At 71.8% G+C, this 24,284-nt stretch carries 20 protein-coding genes; 8 read left to right on the forward strand and 12 right to left on the reverse strand.

Translation table 11 applies throughout. The features are described from left to right. Window positions 1–1,167, reverse strand: coding sequence for an acyl-CoA dehydrogenase (locus tag ABXJ52_RS16085; RefSeq protein WP_367043026.1), 1,167 nt, complete (start codon window positions 1,165–1,167; stop codon window positions 1–3). 160 nt (window positions 1,168–1,327) lie between these two features. Here ABXJ52_RS16085 and ABXJ52_RS16090 point away from each other — a divergent pair, with 160 nt between their 5' ends. Further along, window positions 1,328–2,914: an AMP-binding protein gene (locus ABXJ52_RS16090; RefSeq protein WP_367043027.1), complete on the forward strand. Its 1,587-nt coding sequence runs from the start codon at window positions 1,328–1,330 to the stop codon at window positions 2,912–2,914. A 42-nt stretch (window positions 2,915–2,956) separates the two neighbouring features. On the opposite strand, the gene ABXJ52_RS16095 is transcribed toward ABXJ52_RS16090, so the two are convergent. Further along, complete coding sequence (locus ABXJ52_RS16095) at window positions 2,957–3,469, reverse strand: EF-hand domain-containing protein (RefSeq protein WP_367043029.1); 513 nt, start codon at window positions 3,467–3,469, stop codon at window positions 2,957–2,959. A gap of 223 nt (window positions 3,470–3,692) precedes the next feature. Further along, entirely contained in the window at window positions 3,693–4,067 is a 375-nt protein-coding gene (locus ABXJ52_RS16100; protein WP_363211865.1) for an STAS domain-containing protein, read from the reverse strand. Between the two features lie 239 nt (window positions 4,068–4,306). Between ABXJ52_RS16100 and ABXJ52_RS16105 the strand changes: the two genes are divergently transcribed. Together ABXJ52_RS16105 and ABXJ52_RS16110 are read left to right on the forward strand one after the other, a co-directional pair. Further along, complete coding sequence (locus tag ABXJ52_RS16105) at window positions 4,307–4,906, forward strand: sigma-70 family RNA polymerase sigma factor (protein ID WP_367043031.1); 600 nt, start codon at window positions 4,307–4,309, stop codon at window positions 4,904–4,906. After that, complete coding sequence (locus ABXJ52_RS16110) at window positions 4,903–6,231, forward strand: MDMPI N domain containing protein (RefSeq protein WP_367043033.1); 1,329 nt, start codon at window positions 4,903–4,905, stop codon at window positions 6,229–6,231. Before ABXJ52_RS16105 ends, ABXJ52_RS16110 begins: the two co-directional genes overlap by 4 nt. Before the next feature lie 31 nt (window positions 6,232–6,262). Here the strand turns inward: ABXJ52_RS16110 and purU are convergent, their stop codons facing one another. Both purU and ABXJ52_RS16120 read right to left on the reverse strand, forming a co-directional pair. Further along, window positions 6,263–7,135, reverse strand: coding sequence for a formyltetrahydrofolate deformylase (gene purU, locus ABXJ52_RS16115; protein ID WP_367043034.1), 873 nt, complete (start codon window positions 7,133–7,135; stop codon window positions 6,263–6,265). A gap of 62 nt (window positions 7,136–7,197) precedes the next feature. After that, window positions 7,198–7,701 carry a hypothetical protein gene (locus tag ABXJ52_RS16120; RefSeq protein ID WP_367043036.1) on the reverse strand — a complete coding sequence of 168 codons (504 nt, stop codon included), beginning with the start codon at window positions 7,699–7,701 and terminating at the stop codon, window positions 7,198–7,200. A 111-nt stretch (window positions 7,702–7,812) separates the two neighbouring features. Here ABXJ52_RS16120 and ABXJ52_RS16125 point away from each other — a divergent pair, with 111 nt between their 5' ends. After that, complete coding sequence (locus tag ABXJ52_RS16125; RefSeq protein ID WP_367043038.1) at window positions 7,813–9,093, forward strand: ABC transporter substrate-binding protein; 1,281 nt, start codon at window positions 7,813–7,815, stop codon at window positions 9,091–9,093. 34 nt (window positions 9,094–9,127) lie between these two features. Here the strand turns inward: ABXJ52_RS16125 and ABXJ52_RS16130 are convergent, their stop codons facing one another. Further along, window positions 9,128–11,569 (reverse strand): hypothetical protein, encoded by a 2,442-nt coding sequence (locus tag ABXJ52_RS16130; RefSeq protein ID WP_367043041.1) that lies wholly within the window; start codon window positions 11,567–11,569, stop codon window positions 9,128–9,130. Between the two features lie 307 nt (window positions 11,570–11,876). Beyond that, window positions 11,877–13,265, reverse strand: a complete 1,389-nt coding sequence (locus ABXJ52_RS16135) for a transcriptional regulator (protein ID WP_367043042.1) — start codon at window positions 13,263–13,265, stop codon at window positions 11,877–11,879. Window positions 13,266–13,572: 307 nt separating this feature from the next. On the opposite strand from ABXJ52_RS16135, the gene ABXJ52_RS16140 reads away from it, so the two are divergent. From ABXJ52_RS16140 to ABXJ52_RS16150, 3 genes are all read left to right on the forward strand, one after another. After that, a complete protein-coding gene (locus ABXJ52_RS16140; RefSeq protein ID WP_367043043.1) occupies window positions 13,573–14,220 on the forward strand; it encodes a bifunctional DNA primase/polymerase in 648 nt (215 codons plus the stop codon). 108 nt (window positions 14,221–14,328) lie between these two features. Then, the gene (locus ABXJ52_RS16145; RefSeq protein WP_367043045.1) at window positions 14,329–15,111 is read left to right on the forward strand and encodes an ABC transporter ATP-binding protein; all 783 of its coding nucleotides are present in this window, start codon (window positions 14,329–14,331) and stop codon (window positions 15,109–15,111) included. Beyond that, window positions 15,108–16,703, forward strand: a complete 1,596-nt coding sequence (locus ABXJ52_RS16150) for a transporter (RefSeq protein ID WP_367043047.1) — start codon at window positions 15,108–15,110, stop codon at window positions 16,701–16,703. The genes ABXJ52_RS16145 and ABXJ52_RS16150 overlap by 4 nt, the downstream gene beginning before the upstream one ends. 260 nt (window positions 16,704–16,963) lie before the next feature. Here ABXJ52_RS16150 and iscB read toward each other — a convergent pair whose 3' ends face one another. Then, window positions 16,964–18,325, reverse strand: a complete 1,362-nt coding sequence (gene iscB, locus ABXJ52_RS16155; RefSeq protein ID WP_367043048.1) for an RNA-guided endonuclease IscB — start codon at window positions 18,323–18,325, stop codon at window positions 16,964–16,966. 662 nt (window positions 18,326–18,987) lie between these two features. On the opposite strand from iscB, the gene ABXJ52_RS16160 reads away from it, so the two are divergent. Then, window positions 18,988–20,364 (forward strand): PAS domain-containing protein, encoded by a 1,377-nt coding sequence (locus tag ABXJ52_RS16160; RefSeq protein WP_367043049.1) that lies wholly within the window; start codon window positions 18,988–18,990, stop codon window positions 20,362–20,364. 385 nt (window positions 20,365–20,749) lie between these two features. Here ABXJ52_RS16160 and ABXJ52_RS16165 read toward each other — a convergent pair whose 3' ends face one another. From ABXJ52_RS16165 to ABXJ52_RS16180, 4 genes are read right to left on the reverse strand one after another with little or no spacing between them, the layout of a single operon-like run. Then, the gene (locus ABXJ52_RS16165; RefSeq protein WP_367043051.1) at window positions 20,750–21,967 is read right to left on the reverse strand and encodes an ABC transporter permease; all 1,218 of its coding nucleotides are present in this window, start codon (window positions 21,965–21,967) and stop codon (window positions 20,750–20,752) included. After that, a complete protein-coding gene (locus tag ABXJ52_RS16170; RefSeq protein ID WP_367043053.1) occupies window positions 21,964–22,668 on the reverse strand; it encodes an ABC transporter ATP-binding protein in 705 nt (234 codons plus the stop codon). Before ABXJ52_RS16170 ends, ABXJ52_RS16165 begins: the two co-directional genes overlap by 4 nt. Then, entirely contained in the window at window positions 22,665–23,732 is a 1,068-nt protein-coding gene (locus ABXJ52_RS16175; RefSeq protein WP_367043055.1) for a peptidoglycan-binding protein, read from the reverse strand. The genes ABXJ52_RS16170 and ABXJ52_RS16175 overlap by 4 nt, the downstream gene beginning before the upstream one ends. Then, window positions 23,729–24,220 (reverse strand): hypothetical protein, encoded by a 492-nt coding sequence (locus ABXJ52_RS16180; protein WP_367043056.1) that lies wholly within the window; start codon window positions 24,218–24,220, stop codon window positions 23,729–23,731. Before ABXJ52_RS16180 ends, ABXJ52_RS16175 begins: the two co-directional genes overlap by 4 nt. Between the last annotated feature and the right edge of the window lie 64 nt (window positions 24,221–24,284).

The raw sequence follows: 24,284 nt of genomic DNA on the forward strand, positions 1-24,284 counted from the left end.
TCACCGCCCCTTCGGCAGGCCGAGTATCCGCTCGGCCACGATGTTCTGCTGGATCTGCGAGGTCCCGGCGGCGATCGTGTACGAGAGCGAGGAGAGCCGGTCCAGGGTCCAGTCGTGGCCCAGGTCGAGCGCCCCGGGTCCGAGCACCTCGCCCGCGGCCTCGTACAGCTCCTGGCGTGCGTGCGAGTAGCGCAGCTTGAAGACGGAACCGCCGATGCCCGGTACGCCGCCGCCCGCCCGCTGCGACTCGCTGACGTTCCACTGCGTGAGCCGCCACAGCGCCCCGAACTCCGCGCTCAGCCTGCCGAGCCTGCGGCGCAGGACCGCGTCGTCCCAGCGGCCGTTCTTGCGCGCCTCGCGGGCCAGTTCGCCGAGGACCCGGCGGCAGGCGACGACCTCCCCCACGAAGGCCGTCCCGCGCTCGTACGACAGCGTCACCATCGTCACGCGCCAGCCGTCGTTCTCCGCGCCGACGCGGTTGGCGACCGGGACGCGCACCTCGTCGAGGAACACCTCGGCGAACTCGGTCGAGCCCGCGAGCGTGCGCAGCGGGCGGACCGTGATCCCGGGGGCGTCCATCGGCATCGCGAGCCATGAGATGCCGCGGTGCTTGGGCACGTCCTCGCTCACCGGCGTCGTCCGCACGAGGAGTTCGCACCAGTCGGCGACCTCCGCGTGCGAGGTCCAGATCTTGGATCCGCTCACCACGTAGTCGTCGCCGTCGCGCCACGCGCGCGTGCGCAGCGACGCGAGGTCGGAGCCCGCGTCCGGCTCGCTGAACCCCTGGCACCACACCTCGTCGCCGCGCAGCACGGGCGGCAGCCACCGGGCGCGCTGTTCCGGGGTCCCTTCGGAGGCGATGGTGGGTCCCGCGTGCAGCAGGCCCACGAAGTTCGCCCCTACGTAGGGCGCGCCCGCCTTCTCCGTCTCCTCCAGGAAGATCAGGTGCTGGGTCGGGGTGGCGCCACGGCCGCCCGCGTCGACGGGCCAGTGCAGCCCCGCGTACCCGGCGTCGTACAGCCTGCGCTGCCACCCCATGTCGTAGGCCCGGCGCCCCGGCCAGTCCAAGGGGTCGGGTCTCGGCGGCAGTTGGGGGAGTGTCCGGGCCAGCCACTCGCGCAGGCCCGCCCGGAAGGATTCCTCCTCCTGCGTGTAGGTGAGGTCCACGTCGTCCCCCTCCGGTCGTCTCTCCGGCCCCTCCGGCACATCTGATGGCCCGTCAGAACGCAGGCTAGCCCCGCACCCCTGGACCGACAAGGCGCTGAGCCTTACGCTCTCGGCACGATCTGACTGCCCGTCAGTTAGTGGCCTTCGGTGAGGGGATCGCATGAGGACCTCGGAGAACGAGACCGCGTACGAACTGGGAGCGTCGGGCACCCTCTGGGAGCTCATCGAGCGCCGCGCCCGGCTCACCCCCGACGCCCCCGTCCTCATCCAGGCCGCCGCCGACCCCGCCGACGACCGGACGCTCACCTTCGGCGAACTGCACGCCCGCTGCGAGCGCGTGGCCGCCGGCCTTTACGAGATGGGTGTGCGCCCCGGCACCGTGGTCGCCTGGCAGCTGCCCACCCGTATCGAGACCGCCCTGCTCTCCTTCGCGCTCGCCCGCGTCGGCGCGGTCCAATCACCGGTCATCCCGTTCTACCGCGACCGCGAAGTCGGCTTCGCGCTGCGGGAGTCGAAGGCCGAGTTCTTCGCCGTGCCCGGCGTGTGGCGCGGCTTCGACCACGTGGAGATGGCACGCCGGCTCGGCGCGCGCGGCGTCTTCGAGGCGTACGCGTACGACGATCTGCCCGACGCCGACCCGTCCGTCCTGCCCGCGCCGCCCTCCGACGGCACGTCGGTGCGCTGGATCTACTGGACGTCGGGCACGACGTCCGACCCCAAGGGCGTGCTGCACACCGACCGTTCGCTGATCGCGGGCGGCTCGTGCCTGGCCCACGCGCTGCACCTCTCGGCGGACGACGTCGGCTCTATGGCGTTCCCCTTCGCGCACATCGCGGGCCCCGACTACACGGTGATGCTGCTGCTCTACGGCTTCCCCGCGGTGATGTTCGAGACGTTCGCGCTGCCGGACGCGCTCGACGGCTACCGGCGGCACGGCGTGACGGTGGCGGGCGGCTCGACCGCGTTCTACTCGATGTTCCTCGCCGAGCAGCGCAAGCTGGCGCCGGGCGAGAGGCTCATCCCCTCCCTGCGCCTCCTCGCGGGCGGCGGTGCGCCGAAGCCGCCGGAGATCTATCACGCGGTCGTACGGGAGATGGGCTGCCAACTCACCCACGGCTACGGCATGACCGAGGTGCCGATGATCACCATGGGGGCCCCGGACGACACCGCCGAGAACCTGGCGACGACGGAGGGGATGCCGCCGCCGGGCATGGAGATCCGGGTCACGGACGCCGAGGGGAAGGAAGTACCCGCGGGGGTCGACGGCGAGGTGCGGCTGCGCGGGGAGGCCGTCTGTCAGGGCTACTTGGACGCCGAACAGAGCGCCGGGGTCTTCGACACGGACGGCTTCCTGATCACGGGCGACCTGGGGCACGTACGGCCGACGGGGCATCTGGTCCTGACGGGCCGGGCCAAGGACATCATCATCCGCAAGGGCGAGAACATCTCCGCGAAGGAGATCGAGGACCTGCTCCACCGGCATCCGGCCGTGGACGACGCGGCGGTCATCGGCCTCCCGGACCCCGAACGGGGCGAACGGGTCTGCGCGGTGATCGAGCAGCGGACGGGCGCGCACGACGACGCGGGCGCCCTGACCCTGGAGGCCATGACCGCGTATCTGCGCGGGGAGGGCCTGTCCACGTACAAGCTGCCGGAGCAACTGGAGCTGGTGGAGGCCCTTCCCCGCAACGAGACGCTGCGCAAAGTGCTCAAGTACAAGCTGCGGGAGCGGTTCACGCGGGGCTAGCCCGCGTGGGCGCTCACTCGGGACAGCGCACTCGGGGACAGCTCACTCGGGGACGGTGAAGTACGCCGCGAACGCCGCGACGATCTCCTCCTCCGTCACACGCCCGTCCTGGTCGGTGTCGAGCGAGCCGCCCGCGGCGCTCGCGATGTCCTGCGGGACGCCGAGCGCCTTCAGCACGCGCTCGACCTCCTGAGGGCTGACCGAACCGTCCCCGTCACCGTCCGCGACGGCGATCACGGCGTCCAGGAACGGCCGTGCGATCTCGGCGAACCGGGCCGGGTTGTCCCGCAGGCGCTTGACCGCGCCGCCCACGAACTCCGGCTTGGTGATCCGCTGGTCACCGTCACGGTCGGCGATCCCCGCCATGCCCTGCCAGAAGCCCTCGGCGCCGATGTAGAGCGCCTGCCCCTTCTCGGAGCGTGCTGTCGCGCCGAACTCGGTGAGCAGGGCGGCGGCCGCCGTGCTGAAGTCCTCACGGGAGATGTAGCCGTTGCCGTCCTGGTCGAAGGTGGCGAAACGGGCCGCGATCTTACGCTCGTACTCGGCACTGTCCATGGTGTTCGGGCCGCCTCACTTCTGCGGTTGGGTGCGTGTGCACAGGGGGTTCCCTGGGTGTCTCTGGCAGCGAGCGTACGTCTTCGGCGACCGCCCGGAGGCGGGAAGCCGACGCTTGTGCCAAGACCGGGACAAGAGAGGTTGTACCAGGAGCCGGCTGTCGGTGATCTTCGGGGTCTCCCCGCCGGGGGCAGCCCGCCGGGGACCGCCTCGCGCGGAGACCTCACGCGGAGAGCGGGATCGCCTCGTCGTCCACCGCCGCCGTCACGTCCGGGAAGACCTCGAAGAGCCGGCGTACGCCGAGCGCCGCGAGGACGCGGTTCACGTGGGAGCCGTCCTCGGCACCCTTCGCCGGCAGTATCAGGCGCAGGCGGCCCTGGCAGGAGCGGAACAGACGGCGCGTGGCGATCAGCACGCCCACCCCGCTGGAATCGCAGAACAGCACGTCGGAGAGGTCGAGGACAAGACTGTGCCGGCCGTCGGCGACGGCGTCGTGCACGCGCTGGCGCACGACAGGCGAGGTCACCAGGTCCATCTCGCCGGACACCCGCAGCACGGCCCAGCCGTCCTGCTCGTCCACGGCCACCTGCAGCGTCACTCGCACGCCTCTCGCTCGCTGATACCGCTCGCTCGTAGCTCGCCGATGCGGAAGCCTTCCCTACGCTTCCTACGTCGCGGCTGCCCCGCCTCTTCTCCATGAAACACCAGTGATGCCGCTCCCTATCATCCGAGGCCGGGCGGAGGCGCACTTTGCCTTAAAGGGAGTGCGTTGTCGGTGGTGGCGACTACATTCGATGGAGGGTTCGGGCAAGGAACGGCACGCGCAGAGGGGGCCGCATGGCGAAGGAAGCGCCGCGCCGCTGGGACCGCCGCATGCAGCAGCGGCTGGCGCACGGGGAGGCGGCAGCCCTCGGCGAGCTGTACGACCGCTTCGCCTCGCTCGTGCACGGCCTCGCCCACCGCGTGCTCGGCGACGAGGACGCCGCCGACCGGATCACCCGCGAGGTCTTCGCCCACGTCTGGGAGAACCCCGACGCGTACGACCCCAAGCAGGGCCCCCTGCGCTCCTGGGTCGCCACGCTCACCCACCAGCGGGCCGTCCGGCGCCTTCGCCAGACCGAGTCCGCCGCCCTGGCCCGCGGCGGCGAGGGCACCACCGAGGACCTGGAGCGCAAGGTGCGCCGCGCGTCGGCCGCCGCCCGCGCCGACTACATCGTCACGGCCATGCCCGCCCCGCTGCGCGCCGCCCTGGAGCTGGCCTACTTCCAGCGGCGTGACTACCGCCAGACGGCGGCCGACCTCGGCGTGACGGAGGACGAGGCCCGGCGTCGTCTGCGCCTCGGTCTGCAACTGCTCTCCACCGCGAACGACGCGGCGGCACCCGCCGACCCGCACCCCTCACCGGGCGCCCGCCCCGGTTACGGGAGAGCGCTGTGAACGGGCCCGGCCGGCAGGAACCGTTCGAGGAACCGGACCGCCCCGAGAACGGAGACAGCAACGGCAACGGCGGCGGAAACGGCGGCGGTGAGCACAAGGACGCCCGTCGCCCGCCTCGTATACCGCTGCCCCGCACCTCCATAGAGGACACCGGCGCCCCCTTGCCCGACCCTCCGCTCGCCCTCGACCACCGCGTCCTGAAGTCCCTGCTGGGGGCATGGGCGCTCGCCGCCTGCTCGGTCGAGGAAGCCGTGGCCGTCGAGGAGCACCTGGGCCACTGCGGCCCCTGCGCGGAAGAGGCGCTGCGGCTGCGCGACGCGGTGGGTCTGCTGCATCAGGAGGAGAGCCTCGACCTCGACCCGGGCCTGCGCAACCGCGTCATCGAGAGCTGCCTGGGGCGGCGCCCGCCCCGTATCCCGGTGCCCGAGTGGGCCGTTCCGTACGACGCCGAGACCGCGCGGCTCGACGCGCTCCTGCGGGACATCGGCGATTCGGAGTGGCACGCTCCGGTGCGTCTGCGGTGGTTCGAGGAGGACAGTCCGGTCAGCCGCAAGACGACGGTGGCCGGCGTGATCGCACACCTCCTCGCCGTCGACGGCCTGGTCGCGCTGGCCCTCGGCCTTGACGACCCCCTGGGCAGGGAGGCGCCACCGCGGTCCGGCCCGGGGCACCGCACCGAGGCGTACTGGCGCGCCTCGTACTTCCCGCCCACGCGCGCGGTGCGCGGCCCCTGGCGTGAGCAGACCCACGAGCTGATCCGCACGGTGTCCTTCGCGGGAGGGGGCACGCACGGCTCGCGCGCGGGCTCCGGCGGCCTCCCCGTCCCGTACAGCCCTCCGGACGAGCAGGGCAAACGCGTCGGACTGCCGCTGCGGGACTCGATGCTGGACCGCGCCTTCGAGTGCTGGATCCACGCGGGAGACATCGCGGAGGCGGTGGACTACCCCTACGAGCCACCGTCCCCGCGCCATCTGCACCGCATGATCGACCTCGCGGCCCGGCTGCTCCCCGGCACGCTCGCCGACCGCCGCCGCGCGGGGCTCGCCGCCCCGGTGCACGGCCTGGTCGCGGCGGGCGCCCCGGGCCGCAGCCTGCGCCTGGAGGTCGAGGGCATGGGCGGCGGCGAGTGGTTCATCCCCCTCGACTCCCCCGGCGCCGACGCGTCGGCGGACCGCGAGGTGGCCCATGTGGCACTGGACGGCGTCGAGTTCTGCCGCCTGGCCGCGGGCCACGTCTCTCCGGAGGAGGCAGCGGCGGGACAGGTCGGGGACCGCGAGGCGATCAGGGACGTGCTGTTCGCGGCGGCGTCACTGAGCCGGATGTAGCCAAGGGTGCTCCGGCCCAGGCAGGCCCGCCCTAGGCGAAGACGACCGTCCGGCGGCCGTTCAGCAGAATCCTGCGCTCGGCGTGCCACTTGACGGCTCGGGCGAGCGCCTGGCACTCCACGTCCCGGCCGATCGCGACGAGCTGGTTCGGCGTGACGTCGTGGCCGACCCGCTCGACCTCCTGCTCGATGATCGGGCCCTCGTCGAGGTCCGCCGTCACGTAGTGCGCGGTGGCGCCGATCAGCTTCACACCGCGCGCATGCGCCTGGTGGTAGGGCTTCGCGCCCTTGAAGCTCGGCAGGAAGGAGTGGTGGATGTTGATGATCCGGCCGCTGAGCTGCTTGCAGAGGTCGTCCGAGAGGACCTGCATATAGCGGGCGAGGACGACGAGCTCCACGTCCTCGGCACGCACCAGCTCCAGGAACTGCGCCTCGGCCTCCGCCTTGTTGTCCTTCGTCACCGGAATGTGGTGGAAGGGGATGTCGTACGAGGCGACCAGCTCGGCGAAGTCGGTGTGGTTGGAGACGACCGCGGCGATCTCGACCGGCAGCGCGCCGATCCGCGAGCGGAACAGCAGGTCGTTCAGGCAGTGCCCGAACTTCGACACGAGGAGGACCACACGCATCTTGTCGTCGGCGCGGTGCAGCTGCCAGTCCATGTGGAAGGAGTCACCGATCGCGGCGAAGCTCGCCCGCAGCTTCTCCACCGTCACCGGCGGCTCCGCCGAGAAGTGGACGCGCATGAAGAAGAGTCCGGTGTCGTGGTCGCCGAACTGCTGGCTGTCCTCGATGTTGCAGCCGGTCATGAAGAGATAACTCGACACGGCGTGCACGATGCCCTGTTTGTCCGGGCAGGAGAGGGTGAGGACGTACTGCTCAGCGGGGGCGGGGACCTTCTCGTTCATGCGCCCAAGGTTCCCACAACCCGGGCGCCCCAGGGGACCATTCCCGACGGGCGGGAAAGTGCCTAGCCCGCCGACCGCGTCATGATCCGCAGCACCTCGAGCGTCCGCGGCGGCACGTCCGCCTCCTCCCCGTCACTGACGGAGAGCCGCACATGCGCCTCGCGCGCCGCACGGACCGCCTCCGGCCACCCCGGGTGGTCCAGATAGGCGGAGACCAACGCGTCGGGCCCGACCTCGTGCATGATTCGCAGCACCCGCAGCACCGCCGTGTCGACCAGGGCCGCCTCCTCCGCGTCGCGGAAGATCGTCCCCACGTACTTCTCGGCGGACCAGTTGTCGAGCCACGTGTCCTCGACGAGCCGGTACACGGCGTCGGTCACGTCCCCGTACTCCTCGCGCCCGGCGAGCCAGCACTCACGCTGGAAGCCCGGGTCGGAGAGCATGTGCAGCGCCGAGCGCACGTTGCTGCGCCAGCGCCACCACGGCATGTCGTTCGTTGGCATGCCGCCCATGGTGCTTGAGCGACGGCCGCGACGGGAAGAGTTCTCCGAACCTTGCACGGTCACCGATCGTACGTTCCCCTTCCGGGCAGCCGAATCGGCCCCTGTCATTCACCTTCTTGTCACCATGCGTTGAGTGCGCGTCACTCCATGGTTGGCGCTGCGACGGAATCGTGCATGACCATGCCCGTCTCGCGACGCACCTTGCTTCCCCGCCCCTCCAAGTCCACAGCGCTCACCGCGGCCGCCCTGGTGGCGGCGTGTGCGTCCCTGACCGCCGCGTGCGGGGTCATCCCCGGCTCCGCGGGGGAATCCGGGGAGGACCCCGTGACCGTCATGACCTGGGCCCCCGAGAAGACCAAGGCGACGAACAAGCCCGGCGTCCCCGCGATGGCGCAGGCCTACGCGCGCTGGGTCAACGCGAACGGCGGCATCGACGGCCGCGAGCTCAAGGTCATCACCTGCAACGACCACAACGATCCGGTGGGCGCCGCCGACTGCGCCCGCAAGGCGGTCGACATGAAGGTCGCGGCGGTCGTCGGCTCCTACAGCCAGCACGGCCGGTCCTTCCTCTCCCCCCTCGAAGTCGCGGGCATCCCCTACATCGGCGGGTACGGCGTCACCGACGAGGAGTTCAGCAGCCCCCTGTCGTACCCCGTCAACGGCGGCGAACCGGCACTCATGGCGGGCAACGGCCGCCAGCTCGCCGCCCGCTGTGAGCGCGTGTCCCTCGTACGCCCCGACACGATCGCCGGCGACGACCTGCCGGGGCTCCTCGACGCGGGCCTCGCCGAGGGCCACCGCTCGCCCTCCGCCGACATACGGGCTCCCGAGGACGGCACCGACTACACCGCGCAGGCCGAGCAGGCGCTGGAGCGGGCGGGCACCGGCGGCTGTGTGACGGCGGCGCTCGGCGAGCGCACGGACACGTTCTACGACTCCTACCGGCGCACCGAGGACGCGTACCCGACCGCGAGGATCTCCTCCGTGCTCGGCAGCGTCGACCAGTCCCTCGTCGACCGCACGGGCGGCGGCAACGGCCCGTACGAGGGCGCCTACCTCACCGGCTGGTATCCCGCGGCCGGCGATCCCCGCTGGGACGACATGCACGAGGTCATCCGCCGGCAGGCGTTCGGCGACAACCGGGTCGATCCGACGGACGCGGGCGTGCAGACGACGTGGATCGCCTACACGGTCCTGAAGCAGACCATCGAGTCGCTCGACGGCGGCGAGGTCTCGTCACGGACGCTGCGGCGGGCCCTCGACAAGGGGCTCAAGGTCGAGACCGGCGGGCTCACGCCCACCCTGAGCTGGCGTTTCAAGGACATGCTCGCGGCGAGCGACTTCCCGCGCCTGGTCAACGCCGACGTCACCTTCCAGATGGTGCGCGACGGCCGCCTGGTCCCGGCCCGCAAGGGTTTCGTGAACGTCTCGAAGACCCTGGAGCAGGTGAAGTGACCCGCCCGCTCCCGCTCCCGGCCTTCCCGGCGCCCTAGAGCTGCGACTTGTCGCGGGTGGTGAGCCCGTACTGCTTGGCGATGGTGTTCCACAGCCCGGCCGCTTCCTGCTTGGCCGTGGTCGCCTCGCCGCTCGACTTGTTCGCGGCGACCGCCTGCGGAGTCGTGCGGGCGTGGCCCTTCTTGCAGCCCTTCTTGCCCGCGACCTGGCCCGCCCACGCGGCGTAGTGGTTGTCGGCCGCGGCTGATGCCTTCCAGGCCTTGGTGAGGGAGGCCGTCAGCTGGGCGTTGGCCGGGAGCTTGTCCACGGAGAGCTGCGAGAGGCGGGTGACCAGGCCGTTGCGCTGCTTGGCGGCGTTGCGCAGATCGGTGGCCGACTTGGCGAGGTCGGCGCACTTTCCGACGTTGCGTACGGCGCCGATCACCGAGTCACGGCTGTTGTTGCTGTCGGCGAGGAGCTTGTCCAGGGCGATGGCCTGCTCCTCGGCGGGGTCGGCGGAGGGCGAGGGTTTCTCGTCGGCGGGCGCGGACTCGGAGACGGTCTGGGGACTGTCCTTCTCCTCGTCACCGCCACCGCCGCTGAGGAGGGCGCCCGCTCCGACGCCGACCAGCGCGATGACGACTCCGACGGCCGCGAAGAGCGGCACCTTCGATCCGGTGCGGCCTCCGCCTCCTCCGCCGCCTCCGCCGTGCGGGGCGGGAGCGGCGCGGCGCGCGGCACGGCCCCCGCCATCGCCGTGGCCCGCGGGCTGCGGCGGCTCGAAGCGGGGCATCTGCTGGGTCGACGCGGGGCCTTCGGGCTCCGCCTGCTCGGTACGGAAGAGACTGTCGAACTCGGCGGGGGGCTGCCGGTCGCCCGGGGCGCCGGGCCGTATCCCGAAGGGCGCCTTGCCGGGCTCCGCGGGCACGGGGGCGATGAACTGCGTGGGCTCGCTGTCGGAACCGGCCGCCGGGGGCAACGGCGAGCGCCCCAGAAACTGCGTGGCTTCCGCCGCGGGCGCCTCGGGCGGCAGGGCGCCGGGGCCTACGGGGGGTATGTACTGCGTGGCGCCTTCGTCGGCGCCGGGTGTCGCGGGTATGTACTGCGTCGCGTCCGCGTCACCCGCGGCGGCGGGCGGCAGCGGGGCGAGTCCTCCCGCGACGGGCGGCAGGGGTATGCCGCCCCCGGATCCACCGGAACCCCCGGGGGGAAGCTGCCCGGCCTGCGCGGCGGGCGGAAGCGGCTGTGCGGTCTGCCCGGGGTACGAGGCGTCGGCGGGTCGGCCCGCGTGGGCTCCAGCCGCCTCGGCTCCGGACTGCCCGGCGTGGGCCCCGCCCGTGCCAGGCCCTGCGTAGGGCCCGTCGGCGGCGTGCGGCCCGGCGTGCGCGCCCTGGTGCCGGCCGCCGGGGGTCTGACCTGCGTGCTGACCACCCTGGGGCTGCCCCCCGTGCCGACCACCTTGAGCGTGACTCGCGCGCTGGCCGGCCGGGGACTGCCCTGCGTACTGCTCACCCTGCGGCTGGCTGGCGTACTGGTCGCCCTGGGGCTGGCTGCCGTACTGGTCGTCGCCCTGCGGCTGCCCCGCGTACTGACCGCCTTGCGGCTGGCTGGCGTACTGGTCGCCCTGGGGCTGGCCCGCGAGCTGCCCACCTTGCGGCGGCCCTGCGTACTGCCCCGCCTGCGGGCCCTGCGGCTGGCCCGCGTACTGACCCGACTGCTGGCCACCCTGTGACTGGCCCGCGTAGTGCCCGTCCTGTGACTGCCCCGCGTACTGCCCGCCCTGCGACTGACCCGCATGCGGCCCACCCTGCGACTGCCCCTGCTGCTGGCCCGCGTGCGGCCCACCCTGCTGCTGGCCCGCGTGCTGGCCCGCCTGAGCGTGCCCCGCGTACTGCCCACCCTGCTGCTGCCCCGCGTGCGGCCCACCCTGTGGCTGCCCGCCGTACGGCGCACCCGCACCCTGCGCCGCCCCGTAAGCGGCCCCCGGAGCCTGCCCGCCGTATGCGGCCCCCGGGGTCTGGCCCCCGTATGAGGCCCCCTGCGGCTGCCCGCCGTACAAGCCGTCCTCCGGCTGGCCGTAAGCACCGCCCATCGGCTGGCCCGCGTACGAGCCGCCCATCGGCTGGCCCGCGTACGAGCCACCCGTCGGCTGGCCCCCGTACGAGCCGCCCTGCGTATAGCCCTGCTGCTGCTCGTGCTGGCCGTGTCGGCCGGGCTGTGTGCCCTCCGTGGGGTGCGGCGCGTCCGCTCCGTACGGCTGCTGCGGGGGCGACGCGGGGTCCCAGGCCTGGCCCGAGCCGGGCGGCGGCGGGTCCGCGGGGGCCGGGCCCCAGGGCTGGCCCCAGGGGCTGCCGCCCGCGGGAGCCACGTGGTCGCCGGTGGTGCCGGGCATCAAGGGCTCGCTTCCGTCGGCAGGCAGCACGATGCCTTCGTGCGCGTGCCGGTCCGCGGGATGCGGATCGGAGGAAGCGGCGCCCTGCCCGCTCTGCTGCGTCACCGGGACTCCTACGAATGGGGGACCTACGGAACCGTCGGCTCACGCTACCGGGTCGCCACAGCCCTCTGCCACGCAGCTCAAACCTCCAGCGCCCCATCAATCGCGGAAGTAACAAAAGCTCTCCGCGAAACGCTGGTTATGTCAACGGGAAGACCGGCCGCGAACAGGAGTTCGCCGTTCACGGCGCGGAAAGGGCCGGGACGGGCCACGTTCACCGGTGCGCGACACACCTCACAAACTCTTCACGCACCGCAGAGCCCTCACCGGCCCGACAACCGCCCCGACAGCGCCCCGGTCTCCCGCTTCCTCACGCCGCCTGGACGTCCATCCGCGCCCCGAACTCCCTTACCACCGGCTCCTCCCGGTACGGATCGAGCCGCTGCTGGAAGTCCTCCAGATACTCGGCACCGCGGTTGGACCGCAGCGTGCCGAGCAGTTCGACCGCCTTCAGGCCCGTGTGGCAGGCCTGTTCGACCTCCCGCCGCTGCACCTGGGCCGTGGCCAGCAGGACGAGGCCGATCGCCCGCCGCCGCGCCCGCGTCTCCGGATGCCCCGCGAGAGACTCCTCGGCACTGCGCGCCGCCGCGTCCGCCTGCCCCAAGTCGCGGTGGCAGTGCGCCAGTTCATCGGCGAGGTACGCGTGGTCGAAGTGCTTGATCCAGACCGGGTCGTCGCCCGAGTCCCCCTCCCCGGCCGCCCGGTCCATCGCCTCGACCGCACGGCCCGCGACGGCCTGCGTGGAGCGCCCGTCCCCGAGCAGCGCGTGTCCCCTGGCCTCGGCGGCGTAGAACATGGCCTCCGCGCGCGGGGTGACCCGACCGCGCGTCCCCTCCTGGGCCGCCCGCGCCAACTGCGCGATCTCCCGCGGGTTTCCGAGCTGGGCCGCGAGATGGCTCATGGACGCGGCCAGTACGTAGCCGCCGTATCCGCGGTCGCCCGCCGCCTGTGCGAGCCGCAGCGCCTGGATGTAATAGCGCTGGGCCAGGCCCGGCTGGCCCGTGTCCACCGCCATGTACCCGGCGAGCTCCGTCAACCGCGCTACGGCGGAGAACAGTTCGCGCCCCACCGCCTCGCGGTAGGAGCCGGCGAGCAGCCCCGACACCACGCTGTTCAGGTAGTGCACGACGACCGGCCGCACATGCCCGCTGCCGTACTGGTGGTCCAGCTGCGTCAGCGCCTGCGTCATGGCCCGCACCGCAGCCACGTCGGACGGCCCGACCCGCGGCCCGGCCATCCGGCCGACCTGCGCGTCCGGGGACGAGATCAGCCAGTCCCGGCTCGGCTCGACGAGCGCGGACGCGGCGACGGACGAGCCGGACAGGAAGTCCCGCCGCCCCACGTCGCTGCGCCACAGCTCGCAGACCTGCTCGATGGCGCCGAGCACGGTGGGCGAGAACTGCAGGCCCACACCGGAGGCGAGGTCCTTGCCGTTAGCCATGCCGATCTCGTCGATCGTGACGGTCCGGCCCAGCTTGCGGCCCAGCGCCTCCGCGATGATGCCGGGCGCCCTGCCGCGCGGCTGCTGACCGCGCAGCCACCGGGCGACCGACGTCTTGTCGTAGCGCAGATCGAGACCGTGCTCCGCGCCGCACATGTTGACCCGGCGGGCCAGGCCCGCGTTCGAGCAACCCGCTTCCTGAATGAGTGCCTGCAGCCTTTCGTTGGGCTGCCGCGCGACGAGCGGCCTTGCGGCCATGGCGTACCCCCTGATGTGCACCGTGGTTCATCTGGACGGACCGGACAGAGGGGCCGGAATCAGCCACCCCAGATGATCAATGCCCTTGGAACAAACGGAAGATGCACCACAAACGGACGATAAGTCGGCAACTGGGCATCTTCGGAGTGCCACAGCCTTGGCTACCCGCACATGGAACCCATTCCCCATGCGCGCCCCCGCCCGTGCACCCATGCGCCCCACATGCAGGATCGATGCTCCGCCCCCGCGCACGCGCGAGCCGTAACCGTAGGTGTCGGGCGGAGTTGAGAAGTCCGTGGAAGAGACCATGGGAGTCACGTCAGCCGCGCACATCCCGAAGCAGCGCGGGGAATCCTTGCTGGACACGGCCGTGCGATACGCGGAAGAGCGCCACTGGGACGTGTTCCCCGGGACGTGGCTCGAGTCCGTCGAGGGGGCCGAGATCTGCTCGTGCGGTGACACCGCGTGCACGACACCCGGTTCGCACCCGGCGCGCGAGGACTGGGCCACGCAGTCGACGGGCAGCGCGACCGTCGCACGGCGCCTGTGGTCGAAGCAGCCGAAGGCCTCGATCCTGTTGCCGACGGGCCGTACGTTCGACGCGATCGACGTGCCGGAGACCGCCGGGTTCCTCGCTCTCGCCCGCATGGAGCGGATGGAACTGACGCTCGGCCCCGTGACGTGCACACCCGATCGCCGGATGCAGTTCTTCGTCCTTCCCGGCGCCACCGCGAAGGTGCCCGACCTGGTACGCAAGCTCGGTTGGCCGCCCGCCGCGATCGACCTCGTGTCCCTGGGCGAAGGGGCGTACGTGGCCGCTCCCCCGACCCGCTTCGGCGCGTCGGGCGCCGTGCAGTGGGCCTGCCGCCCCACCGCCGCGAACCGCTGGCTCCCCGACGCGGAGGAGATCATCTCCCCACTGGCGTACGCGTGCGGGCGCGAGGCGCGGCGGTAGCCGGCACAGGGGGCGCGCAGACGCCGGACGGGCTGGATATCCAGCCCGTCCGGCGTTCCGGCTTCCGACCGACGTATCGTGCGGAACCGGCGACGAAGGGCGGACACGGTGAGCGAAGAAGTACCGGCGGCTGTACGGGTGCAGGGGCTCTGGAAGTCCTTCGGCCAGCAGATCGCCGTCGCCGGGATCGACCTCACGCTGCCCGCGGGCAGATTCATCGGCCTCGTGGGCCCGAACGGCGCCGGAAAAACCACGACCCTCTCCATGGTGACCGGGCTCCTGCGCCCCGACCGGGGCACGGTCGAAGTCGTCGGCCACGACGTGTGGTCCGACCCCGTCCAGGTCAAGGCCCGCATCGGCGTCCTGCCCGAAGGGCTGCGCCTCTTCGAACGCCTCTCGGGGCGCGAACTCCTCGCCTACACCGGGCGGCTGCGCGGACTCCCCGGTGACGAGGTCGACAAGAGAGCCACCCAGCTCCTTGACGTACTCGACCTCGCCGGGGCCCAGCACAAACTGGTCGTCGACTACTCGACGGGCATGCGGAAGAAGATCGGACTCGCCGCCGCCCTGCTCCACAACCCCGAAGTGCTCTTCCTCGACGAGCCCTTCGAAGGCGTCGACCCCGTCTCCGCACAGACCATCCGCGGCGTACTGGAGCGCTACACCGCGTCCGGGGCGACGGTCGTCTTCTCCTCGCACGTCATGGAGCTCGTCGAATCGCTCTGCGACTGGGTCGCCGTGATGGCCGCGGGCCGCATCCGCGCCCAGGGCACCCTCGCCGAGGTCCGCGGCGACGCCCCCTCGCTCCAGCAGGCGTTCCTGGAACTGGTCGGCGCGAGCAGCCGCGACACCGGCTCGCACCTCGACTGGCTGGGCGGCGGCACCCGATGAGCACGGCGCCCTCCCCCTCGGTCACCCCCGTCTTCGTACGGCTGAAGCTCTCGCTCCTGCGCAACGGCCTGCACCAGTCGACAGGACGCCGCGCCGCCTACATCGCGTCGGTCGTCGCCGCGCTCCTTGTCGCCGCGCTCCAGCTCCTCGGCCTGATCGCCCTGCGCGGCAACGAACACGCCGCCACCGTCTCCGTCCTGCTCACCGCCGTGCTCGCGCTCGGCTGGGCGGTGATGCCGCTGTTCTTCGCCAGCGGTGACGAGACCCTCGACCCCACCCGCCTGGTGATGCTGCCGCTGCGCCCACGCCCGCTGGTGCGCGCGCTCCTCGTCGCGTCCCTGGTCGGCATCGGCCCCCTCTTCACCCTGTGCCTGGTGCTCGGCTCGGTCATCTCACTCGCGCACGGCGCGACGGCGGCCGTCACCGGCGTCCTGGCCATCGCCCTCACCCTGCTCGTCTGCGTGGCCCTGGCGCGCACGGTCGCCGCCGCCAACGTCCGCCTGCTGACCAGCCGCAAGGGGCGCGATCTGGCCGTTCTGAGCGGCCTGGTCGTCGCGGTCGGCGCACAGGTCGTCAACTTCGGCGCCCAGCGGCTCGGTTCGTCCGGCCTCTCGCAGCTCGACCCGGCGGCGGACGTCGTGCGCTGGATTCCGCCCGCGTCGGCGATCGGCGCCGTCGACTCGGTGAGCAAGGGCTCGTACGCCACCGGTATCGCCCAACTCGCCCTGAGCGCGGCGGCCCTCGCCGCCCTCCTCGCCCTCTGGCAGCGCAGCCTGACCCACCTCATGACGACCCCCGACGGGTCGACGCTCGCGGCGTCGGGCCCCACCAAGGCCCGCCCGGCACGGGGCCTCGGCCGGCTGCTCCCCGGCGGCCGCACCGGCACGGTCATGGAACGCAGCCTGCGTTACGTGTGGCGCGACCCGAAGACGAAGGCGGCCTGGGTGACGTCCCTGGCCATCGGCCTCATCGTGCCGCTCTTCAACGCCCTCCAGGGCACGGGCTCCATCTACTTCGCGTGCTTCGCGGCCGGCATGCTCGGCGTCCTGATGTACAACCAGTTCGGCCAGGACACGTCGGCGTTCTGGATGGTCGCGATGACGATCTCGTCGACGTACGACGCCTACGTGGAACTCCGGGCCCGCGCACTGGCACTCCTGCTGATCACCCTCCCGTACGCGACGCTGGTGACGGTCATCACGGCGGCCGTACTGGGCGACTGGACGGGCCTCGCGGAAGCCCTCGGCCTCTCCTTCGCCCTGCTCGGCGCGATGCTGGCCACCGGCGCCTGGTCATCGGCGCGCTTCCCCTACTCGATCCCGCAGGAGGGCTACAAGAACGTGGCCCCCGGGCAGGCGGGCCTGGCCTGGATCTCCATCTTCGGCGGGATGGTCGCGGCGGCCCTGCTCTGCGCCCCGGTCCTCGCCTTCACGATCTGGCTGCACGTCTCGGGCGAAAGCTCCTGGTCGTGGGTGCTGCTGCCGCTCGGCGGCGTGTACGGAGCGTTGATCACGTACGCCGGCCTGCGGATGGCGGCGCCGAGGGTGGCGCGCAGGCTGCCGGAGATCCTGACGGCGGTCAGCAAGGGCTGAACGCAGACGACCCGCGAGCCGTGGTCCCCGCCGTACGGAACGGCGGGGAGCCGGCCGGACGTACCGGCGGCTCGCGGGTCGGGTGACTGCTTGGGATTGGGCCGGCTGCACGCACATCACACGTGCTGGTCCGGCGCCGAAACCGAGTTGCGACGACGGGCCACTAGCCCGCAGTCACCTCACGCGTCCGGTTTCCATACATCTGCCGAACCACCTCCTCTCCGTGATGACTCACACCATAGGAACCGGGTCGGCTCGGCTCAACCGGTTTTTCGAGAAGGCGACGAGACGGGCTCAGGCCGGGTGTCGTAGGCATATCCGTCGCCGCGCTGGAGCAGCCGCAGATTCCTGTACGAGACGTTGATCCGTCCCGCCGGCGTGGCCAGGCTGTGCTGTCCCCTGGCCCGTACAGAGATACGTCCGTTCCAGGTGCCCGCCCACTTTCCGGTGGTCGGCGTGGCACGTACGAGGTCCCCGGTGATGTATCCGAAATGCTGTTTGGTCCGGGCGCGTTGAAGCCGGGGAAAACCGAAGCGGTCGGGGGTGGTGCGGGCGTAGGAGCCGCGTCCGGTCGATTTCACGACCAGAACGCGGGCGGGCACACGGACGATCCGGCCGCCGTTCCCACGATCCAGCTCGCCGATGGCCAGCGCGTCGGTGGTGTGGGTCTTGTCGAGTCCCGTCGCGGCCCGGTTCCGTTGTGTACGGATGCCCGTCCAGGCGTGCACTGGTGGCCCGAGAACGCCCAGTGCCTCGATGAGCTGCCGACGTGTCGAGTTCATGACGGCGGCGTCACGCAGGGGCGGACGGGTCTGCGCACGAATCCGCGCGAGCCGTTCGGGCTGGTCGGCAAGGAATTCGGCCACGGGTTTGCTGCCCTTGGCCTGGTTGCAGGGGGCGCACGCCAGTACGAGGTTGGAGACCCTGCTGGAGCCGCTACGGCTGCTGGGGAGGATGTGGTCGATGTTGAGAGGCACGCCCGTCGCTCCGCAGTAGGCGCAGACTCTGCCCCCGGTGGCGAGCAGGAAGGCACGGGCGTCGGTTCCGGCGAGGGTGCCGTTCCGGTATTCGGACCCTTGGAGTTGTTTCCCCACACCCATGGAGTGGGTGTCGAACGCGACGCTCTCCACGTGAATCTCCGTTACCGGCGCGTAGCGACACAAGCGGTGAGCAAGGGAGAGGGTGGTGTCGACCCGGTGACGCAGCGACGGGGCAAGCCATCGCACCGGACGGGTGCGGTTGTCGCTTCGCGGCGCTCGGTGACGGAGGTTCGCGGATCGTCGTCTGCGCCGGTACCCGGCACGCTGTTCCATGCAGTGCCGGATCTGCTCGCCGCGGTGCCGGAGCTCGGCCGTCACCAATCCCCGGCGCACGAGGACCGCGCGTCCGCGCCTGTCGGTCTCCGTCTTCTCGTCCGTGAGGGCGAGGCCGGTCCCTTGAGAGCCGGGGTCGATACGTAGCTGCACTCCGTCGACCTCCGAGTCGGCGCGCGTGCGGTCCTTGAGCCGGATGGTGAAGGGGAGGTACCGATGGATCACCGCCCGGCCGGAGTTGAGAAGCTCCCGGGCGCGGGCAGGGTGGCACGGCATCAACGGCCTCCGGTCCTTGGCCAGTACGAACACTCTGCTCGCACCGATGCCCCCGGTGTACCTGGGGGATGTGGGAACGTCACCGCTCCCGTTCTCTGCCGTCTCCGCCGCCGCAGCGGCCGATCCGGCGTGACGCCGACGGGGTTTGACGCGATACCCGCCGGTCTCCCCTCGCCCATGTTCCCCGCCGGTGCCCCGCACGGTGGCGGGGAGTCCGTGAGCCGTTTCGTCCTTGCTCCTGAGGGTGTCTGCTCTCACGGATTCCAGAGCGGGCTGCTGAGGAAGCACAGCCCGGTGGGTCTGCTCGCCTGCGGGAAACGTAGTCATCGAAGAGCGCCTTCCTTTGACCTGGTGGTCCTGATGACTTGGGCTGATCACTCGGCCTGTCCCTCTGAGGGGCAGGCTCCGGTGTGAGGCGAAGAGCGAGTGATCCCCCTTCGTGTGTATTCGCTGCCGACGCTAGCTGTCGCGCGTCTCCAGAGGGTCTGGACCACTCAACGTCAGCCATCTGTGCGAATCTTTGGACGTGCGTCTGATCCTGGGCACCCCGCCCCCGCTCCACATTTCGGGGGCAACGATTTCGTCCGACTTCTGGGAAGTGCCTGTGGGGTGCGTCACGTTCGAGTTCAATGATCTGACGTGCGGTACACGCGGAACATGCAGCTCATGAGGACACGGCCTGCAGGGGGTGCCAGGTGAGTGCTTCCCGGCGTAGCGGAACCACCGACGAGCTGGGGCCGGAGGAACCCGAGCCCGGTGGGGCCGAATTGCTCGCGGCGTTGCTGGACGGGATGGACGCCGCCCTGTGTGCGTTCGACGCCGATGGGGTGGTGACGCACTGGAATCGTGAGGCCGAGCGGATTCTCGGGTGGTCGGCGGCGGAGGCCGTCGGGCGGCAGGGGTTCGCGGGGTGGGCGGTGCGGACCGCCGATGCCGAGGAGGTCGAGGCGCGGCTGCTGTCGGCCATGGAGGCGCACGGGCGGCAGGTGCACGAGTTCGCGCTCCTGACGAAGGACGGCGGGCGGGTGCTGGTGCGGACCCAGTCGGCTGCCGTGCGGGGCGGGGACGGTAAGCCCTCCGGGGTGTACTGCGCGTTCAGCGAGGTCCATGCGCAGATCGACCTGGAGCGTTCCATCGCGCTGAGCGAGGCTCTTTTCGAGAGCGCGTCGTGGGGTGTGGTGCTCGTCGACGCCGATCTGCGTCCCGCCGTGGTGAACGAGCATGCCGCGCGGTCGCTGGGGATGGGGCGTTCGGCTTTGCTGGGGCGGCCCCTCGGGGAGTTGCTCGGGCAGGGTGTGGAGGAGCTGGAGAGCGCGCTGAGTCATGTGCTCGCCGAGGGGGCTCCGCCGGCGCCCGCCGAGATGTGGGTGTCCGTGCGGGCCACGGAGAGCGGTGAGCCGGAGCGGCGTTGCTGGCGCAGCGGCTTCCTGCGGCTCGCGTCGCCGCTGGCGGAGGAGCCGGTGCCGCTGGGGGTCGCGTGGCTCTTCCTGGACGTGACGGAGGCCAAGCAGACGGAGCAGGAGGCGGCGCAACTGCGCTTCCGTTCGCAGCAGTTGCACCGGGCGGCGCGGGCGGCGGGCGAGTGCGAGGATCCGACGGAGGCGGCGACGGTTCAGCTGGACTTCGCGCTGGCCGGCTTCGCCGATCACGCGCTGATCGATCTGGTGGCGGGCGAGGGGGGTACTACTCCGGTGCGGCTCGTGCGGGCCGCGGCCACGCCCGCGGGGGCTCCTGGCCCGTGCCTGCCGGCGGCCAGGGCGGGCCTGCCCGTCCGCTATCTGGAGGGCCACCCGGCTCCGCAGTGCGTGGACCGGGTGGGTTCCGTACGGGCGAGCGCCGGCACCGCGCCGCCCGAGCGCGCCCGGGAGTGGGCGGCGGCCAGACAGTGGCCGGAGGACACCGTCCACGCCCTGTGCACGGTGCTGCGCAGCCGGGGGCGGACGTTGGGGGTGGTGACGTTCCTCCGGGGGGCGAGCCGTACGCAGTTCGAGCGGGCGGATGCGGCGTACGCGGAGAGCGTCTCGGCGAGGGTTGCGGCCTCGCTTGACCTGGCCCGGGTGCTGGGCGGCTGAGGGCCCGCCTGCCGCGGGGGCGCGGGGCTTTCCGGCCGCTGCTTCCCTGCCGGGGGCGGGCCGCGTATCCCCCACCGGTGGGCGGGCGTTCGGGGGCGCCGCGTTTCTCCCTGCTGAGGGAGGGGGTTCGAGGCCGCCGCGTTTCTCCCGGTCAGTGGGCGGGGGGTCAAGGCCGCCGCGTTCCCCTGCCGGTGGGCGGGTGTGCAAGGCCGCCGCTTCGCGGCGGATCTTTCCCGCCCACCCACCCGATCACCCTGCGGTGCATCGAGTGAGTGATCATCCGCCGCCGGGCAAACGGGTGGGCGGGTGGGGAAATCCGCCGCGAAGCGGCGATTCAAAAGTCCACCCGCCGGCAAGGGCAAGGCGAATCCGTCCCCCCGGCCGGCTAGGCCGCGTGCAGCGCCAGTGTCGGGGAGAGCCGCGCCGCGCGGACCGCGGGGTACAGGCCGGCCACCGTTCCGATGACCAGCGTCGCGCCGAAGCCGCCGCTCACCGCCCAGAGGGGGACCACCCAGGGGAGGCCGCCCGACGCCGCGTACACGCCCGTCGCCGCCGCGCCCAGGGCGATTCCGGCGAGGCCGCCGAGGCCCGAAAGGAGGAGGGACTCCGTCACGAACTGGATGCGGATCTGCCCCTTCGTCGCGCCCATCGAGCGGCGCAGACCGATCTCGTACCGTCTCTCCAGGACCGAGATGATCATGGTGTTGGCCACGCCGACTCCGCCCACCAGCAACGCGATCCCGCCCAGGCCAAGGAGCAGCGTCGAGAACGCGCCCTCCGTCGCCGCCTTCGCCTGCAGCGCCGACGACGGGTCGGTGACCTGGACGTTGCGCGGGTTCTCCGGGTCGATCGACGCGGCGAGCAGGTCACGGACCTTGTGCACCGAGGCGTCGGTCGAGCGCTCGTACACCGACGTCGGGCGGCCGTCGAAGCCGAGCTCGCTCTTCGCCGCGTCCCAGCCCACGAGCGCCGAGCGCTCCACGTCGGGCGAGAGCGGCAGCGGGTCGAGGATGCCGACGACCGTGAAGTACCGGTCGTCCACCCAGACCTGCTGGCCGGGCTCGGTGATGCCGAGGCGTTGCGCCGCGACGTGGCCGAGGACGATCGACGGGTAGCGGCTGTTGGCCGCGTTGAACCACGTGCCGCTGTCCATCTCGCCGCGCAGCACCTTCAGCAGGCCCTCGGTCGTCGCCTTGACGGCGATGCCGCCGGTTTCGTCCTCGGGGATCTTCTCGCTGCGCCGCACGGTGTTGTCCAGGTCGCCGGTCGCGCCGACGTCCTGTACGCCCTCCACGCGCGAGACCCGGCCCGCCGCGTCACGCGGCAGCACCACCTTCTCCCCGGAGAACATCGGCTCCCCCGGGGCCGCCACCAGCATGTTCGTGCCCAACTCGTCCAACTCCTCCATAAGTTGGGCCTTGCTTGAGGAGGAGATGCCCACCACCGCGATCATCGTCGCTATCCCGATGGCGATTCCCAGGGCGGAGAGCACGACCCGTACCGGACGGCTGCGCAGTCCCGCCGAGCCGACGTGCAGGACGTCCCGTGGGCCGAGCCGTGCCGCCTTCAGGCGCACGTGTCCGACGCGCTTCGTACGGATCATCCGGCGAACACCCCCGCAGAAGCAGTCGCGGAGTGGACGTCCGCCACCACCTGCCCGTCCCGTATCCGCACCTGCCGCGGCAGCCGCTCCGCGATCTCCGTGTCGTGGGTGATGACGGCGATGGTCGCGCCCTCCGCGTTGAGATCGTGCAGGAGCTCCATCACCGCCTCGCCGGACGCGGAGTCCAGTGCCCCGGTCGGTTCGTCGGCCAGGAGCAGGTCCGGCGCCCCGACCACCGCGCGCGCGATCGCCACGCGCTGCTTCTGGCCGCCTGAGAGTTCGTGCGGGCGGTGTTTCATGCGGTCCGCGAGGCCCACCCGGTCGAGGGCGTCGGCGGCTCTCGCGCGGCGCTCCCCCCGCGAGAGCCCGGAGTACAGGAGTCCCTCGGCCACGTTGTCGCGCGCGCTGATCCCCGGCACCAGATGGAACGCCTGGAACACGAAGCCGATGTGCCGTGCGCGCAGCGCGGACAGGCTGCGGTCGGCGAGCGTCGCGACATCGTGTCCCGCGATGGCCACCGAGCCCTCCGAGGGGCGGTCCAGGGTGCCGATGATGTGCAGGAGAGTCGACTTGCCGGAGCCGGACGGGCCGACGATGGCGAGGAGTTCGCCCTCCTCGACCCGCAGGTCCACCCCGCGCAGGGCGGCGACGCCACCCGGGTACTCCTTGGTGACCCCGCCCAACTCCACGACGGCGCTCATATCTTGGGCACCCCGACCTTCATGCCGTCCTTCAGACCGCCCCCGGTGACCTCGACGCGGCCCTGGCCGAACATGCCGAGCTCGACCTTCACCTGGCGGGCGCGGCCGTGCTCGACGACCTGGACGCCGTAGCCGCCGCCGGGCAGCGCGAGGAGGGCGTTGACGGGGACGGACAGGACGTCCTCGCGGGTCTCTCCGGTGAGGTTCACCGTGACCGGGGACTGGTCGAAGCCGTCGACCTTGCCGGGGTCGTCGAAGGAGACCGTCACCGGGATCTTGGGCGTCTTGTCGGCCGGGTCGTCACCCGGCTTGGCGGTCTTGCCGACGGAGGCGACCTTTCCCTTGGCGGTCGAGCCGTCCGGCAGGTCCACGGTGACCTTGGTGCCCACCTTGGCGAGCTTCCCCTCGGCGACGTCGAGCTGGAAACGTACGACCCGCTCGGAGCCGGTCGTGCTGAGCACCGGCTTGCCCGGCGCGACCTGGTCGCCGACGGCCGACTCGGTGGACTTCACGCGGACGCCGCCCGGCGAGAAGGCGATCTCGTCGGGTCCGACACGACCCGTCTGCTTGCGCTCGTGCGCCTTCTGCCACTGCTTGACGGCGTCCGCCGTACCCGCCGTGTACTCGTCGTCGACGGCGAGCCCGGCGCCGTATCCGAGGGCCTGGAGGTTCTCCTCGAGCTGCCGTACGTCGTTGCCCTCGTCGCCCGTCTTCAGCGTGCGGTACATGGGTTCGGTGCCGTACATGAGGCGCACCGGGACGCCGTTGACCTCGTACAGGCGCCCGTCGCGCTTGATCGTCGAGCCGGTGCCCGCGGACCAGGTGAGGGTGCCGGTGGTGCCCGCGTTGACCTTGCTTTCCTTGGCGTAGCCGAGGGTGCCGTCGGTCTGGGTGCCGCTGCTGAGGTCGCCGCGTTCGACGGGGGCGGTGGCGGGCGGCAGGCCGGTGTCCTGGCTGACGGACTCGTCCTTGCCGTTGTCGGCGATGGCGGTGACGGCGACGCCGCCGCCGGTGATGGCGAGCAGGGCCACGACGGTGGCGACGACGGCGGTGCGGCGCCTCACGCGACGATGTCCTTGCACGCCTTGGCGGCCTTCTCCATCTTCTTCGCCTCGGCGCCCTTGGGGACCTTCTGCGCTTCCATGGCGCCGCCCTCGAACTTCGGGTCGGGCATGTTGAAGCCGTTCTTGCGCATGCACTGGGCGTACTTGAGCATCTTGTCCTTGTCGGCCTGCGTGGGGCCGCCGCCCGACATTCCGCCGTCCTTGCCCATGCAGGACTTCATGGCGGCCTCCATCTTCTCCTTGCTCAGGTCGCCGCCGATGGTGATGCCGCGGGTGTCCTCGCCGGCCTTGGGCTCGGGCACCTTGAGGCCGTGCTCGCGCAGGCACTCGCGCTCCTTGAAGGCGGCGTCGGCCTGCTTGCCCTTGCCGCCGTCGGCCTTGTCCTGGCTGCTGCTGTCGCCGCCGCCGCCCGACGAGCAGGCTCCGGCGAACAGGGCGAGCGCGGCGAACCCCGATGCGATGGCGGTCGAACGCGTACGAGTCCTCATGGCGGTCCTCATGGCTTCCCCTTCACTGGTCGCGTCGGCGCGGCAGCGCACCGACGCGCTCAGG

Source organism: Streptomyces sp. Je 1-332 (genome assembly GCF_040730185.1).
Classification (GTDB): Bacteria; Actinomycetota; Actinomycetes; order Streptomycetales; family Streptomycetaceae; genus Streptomyces.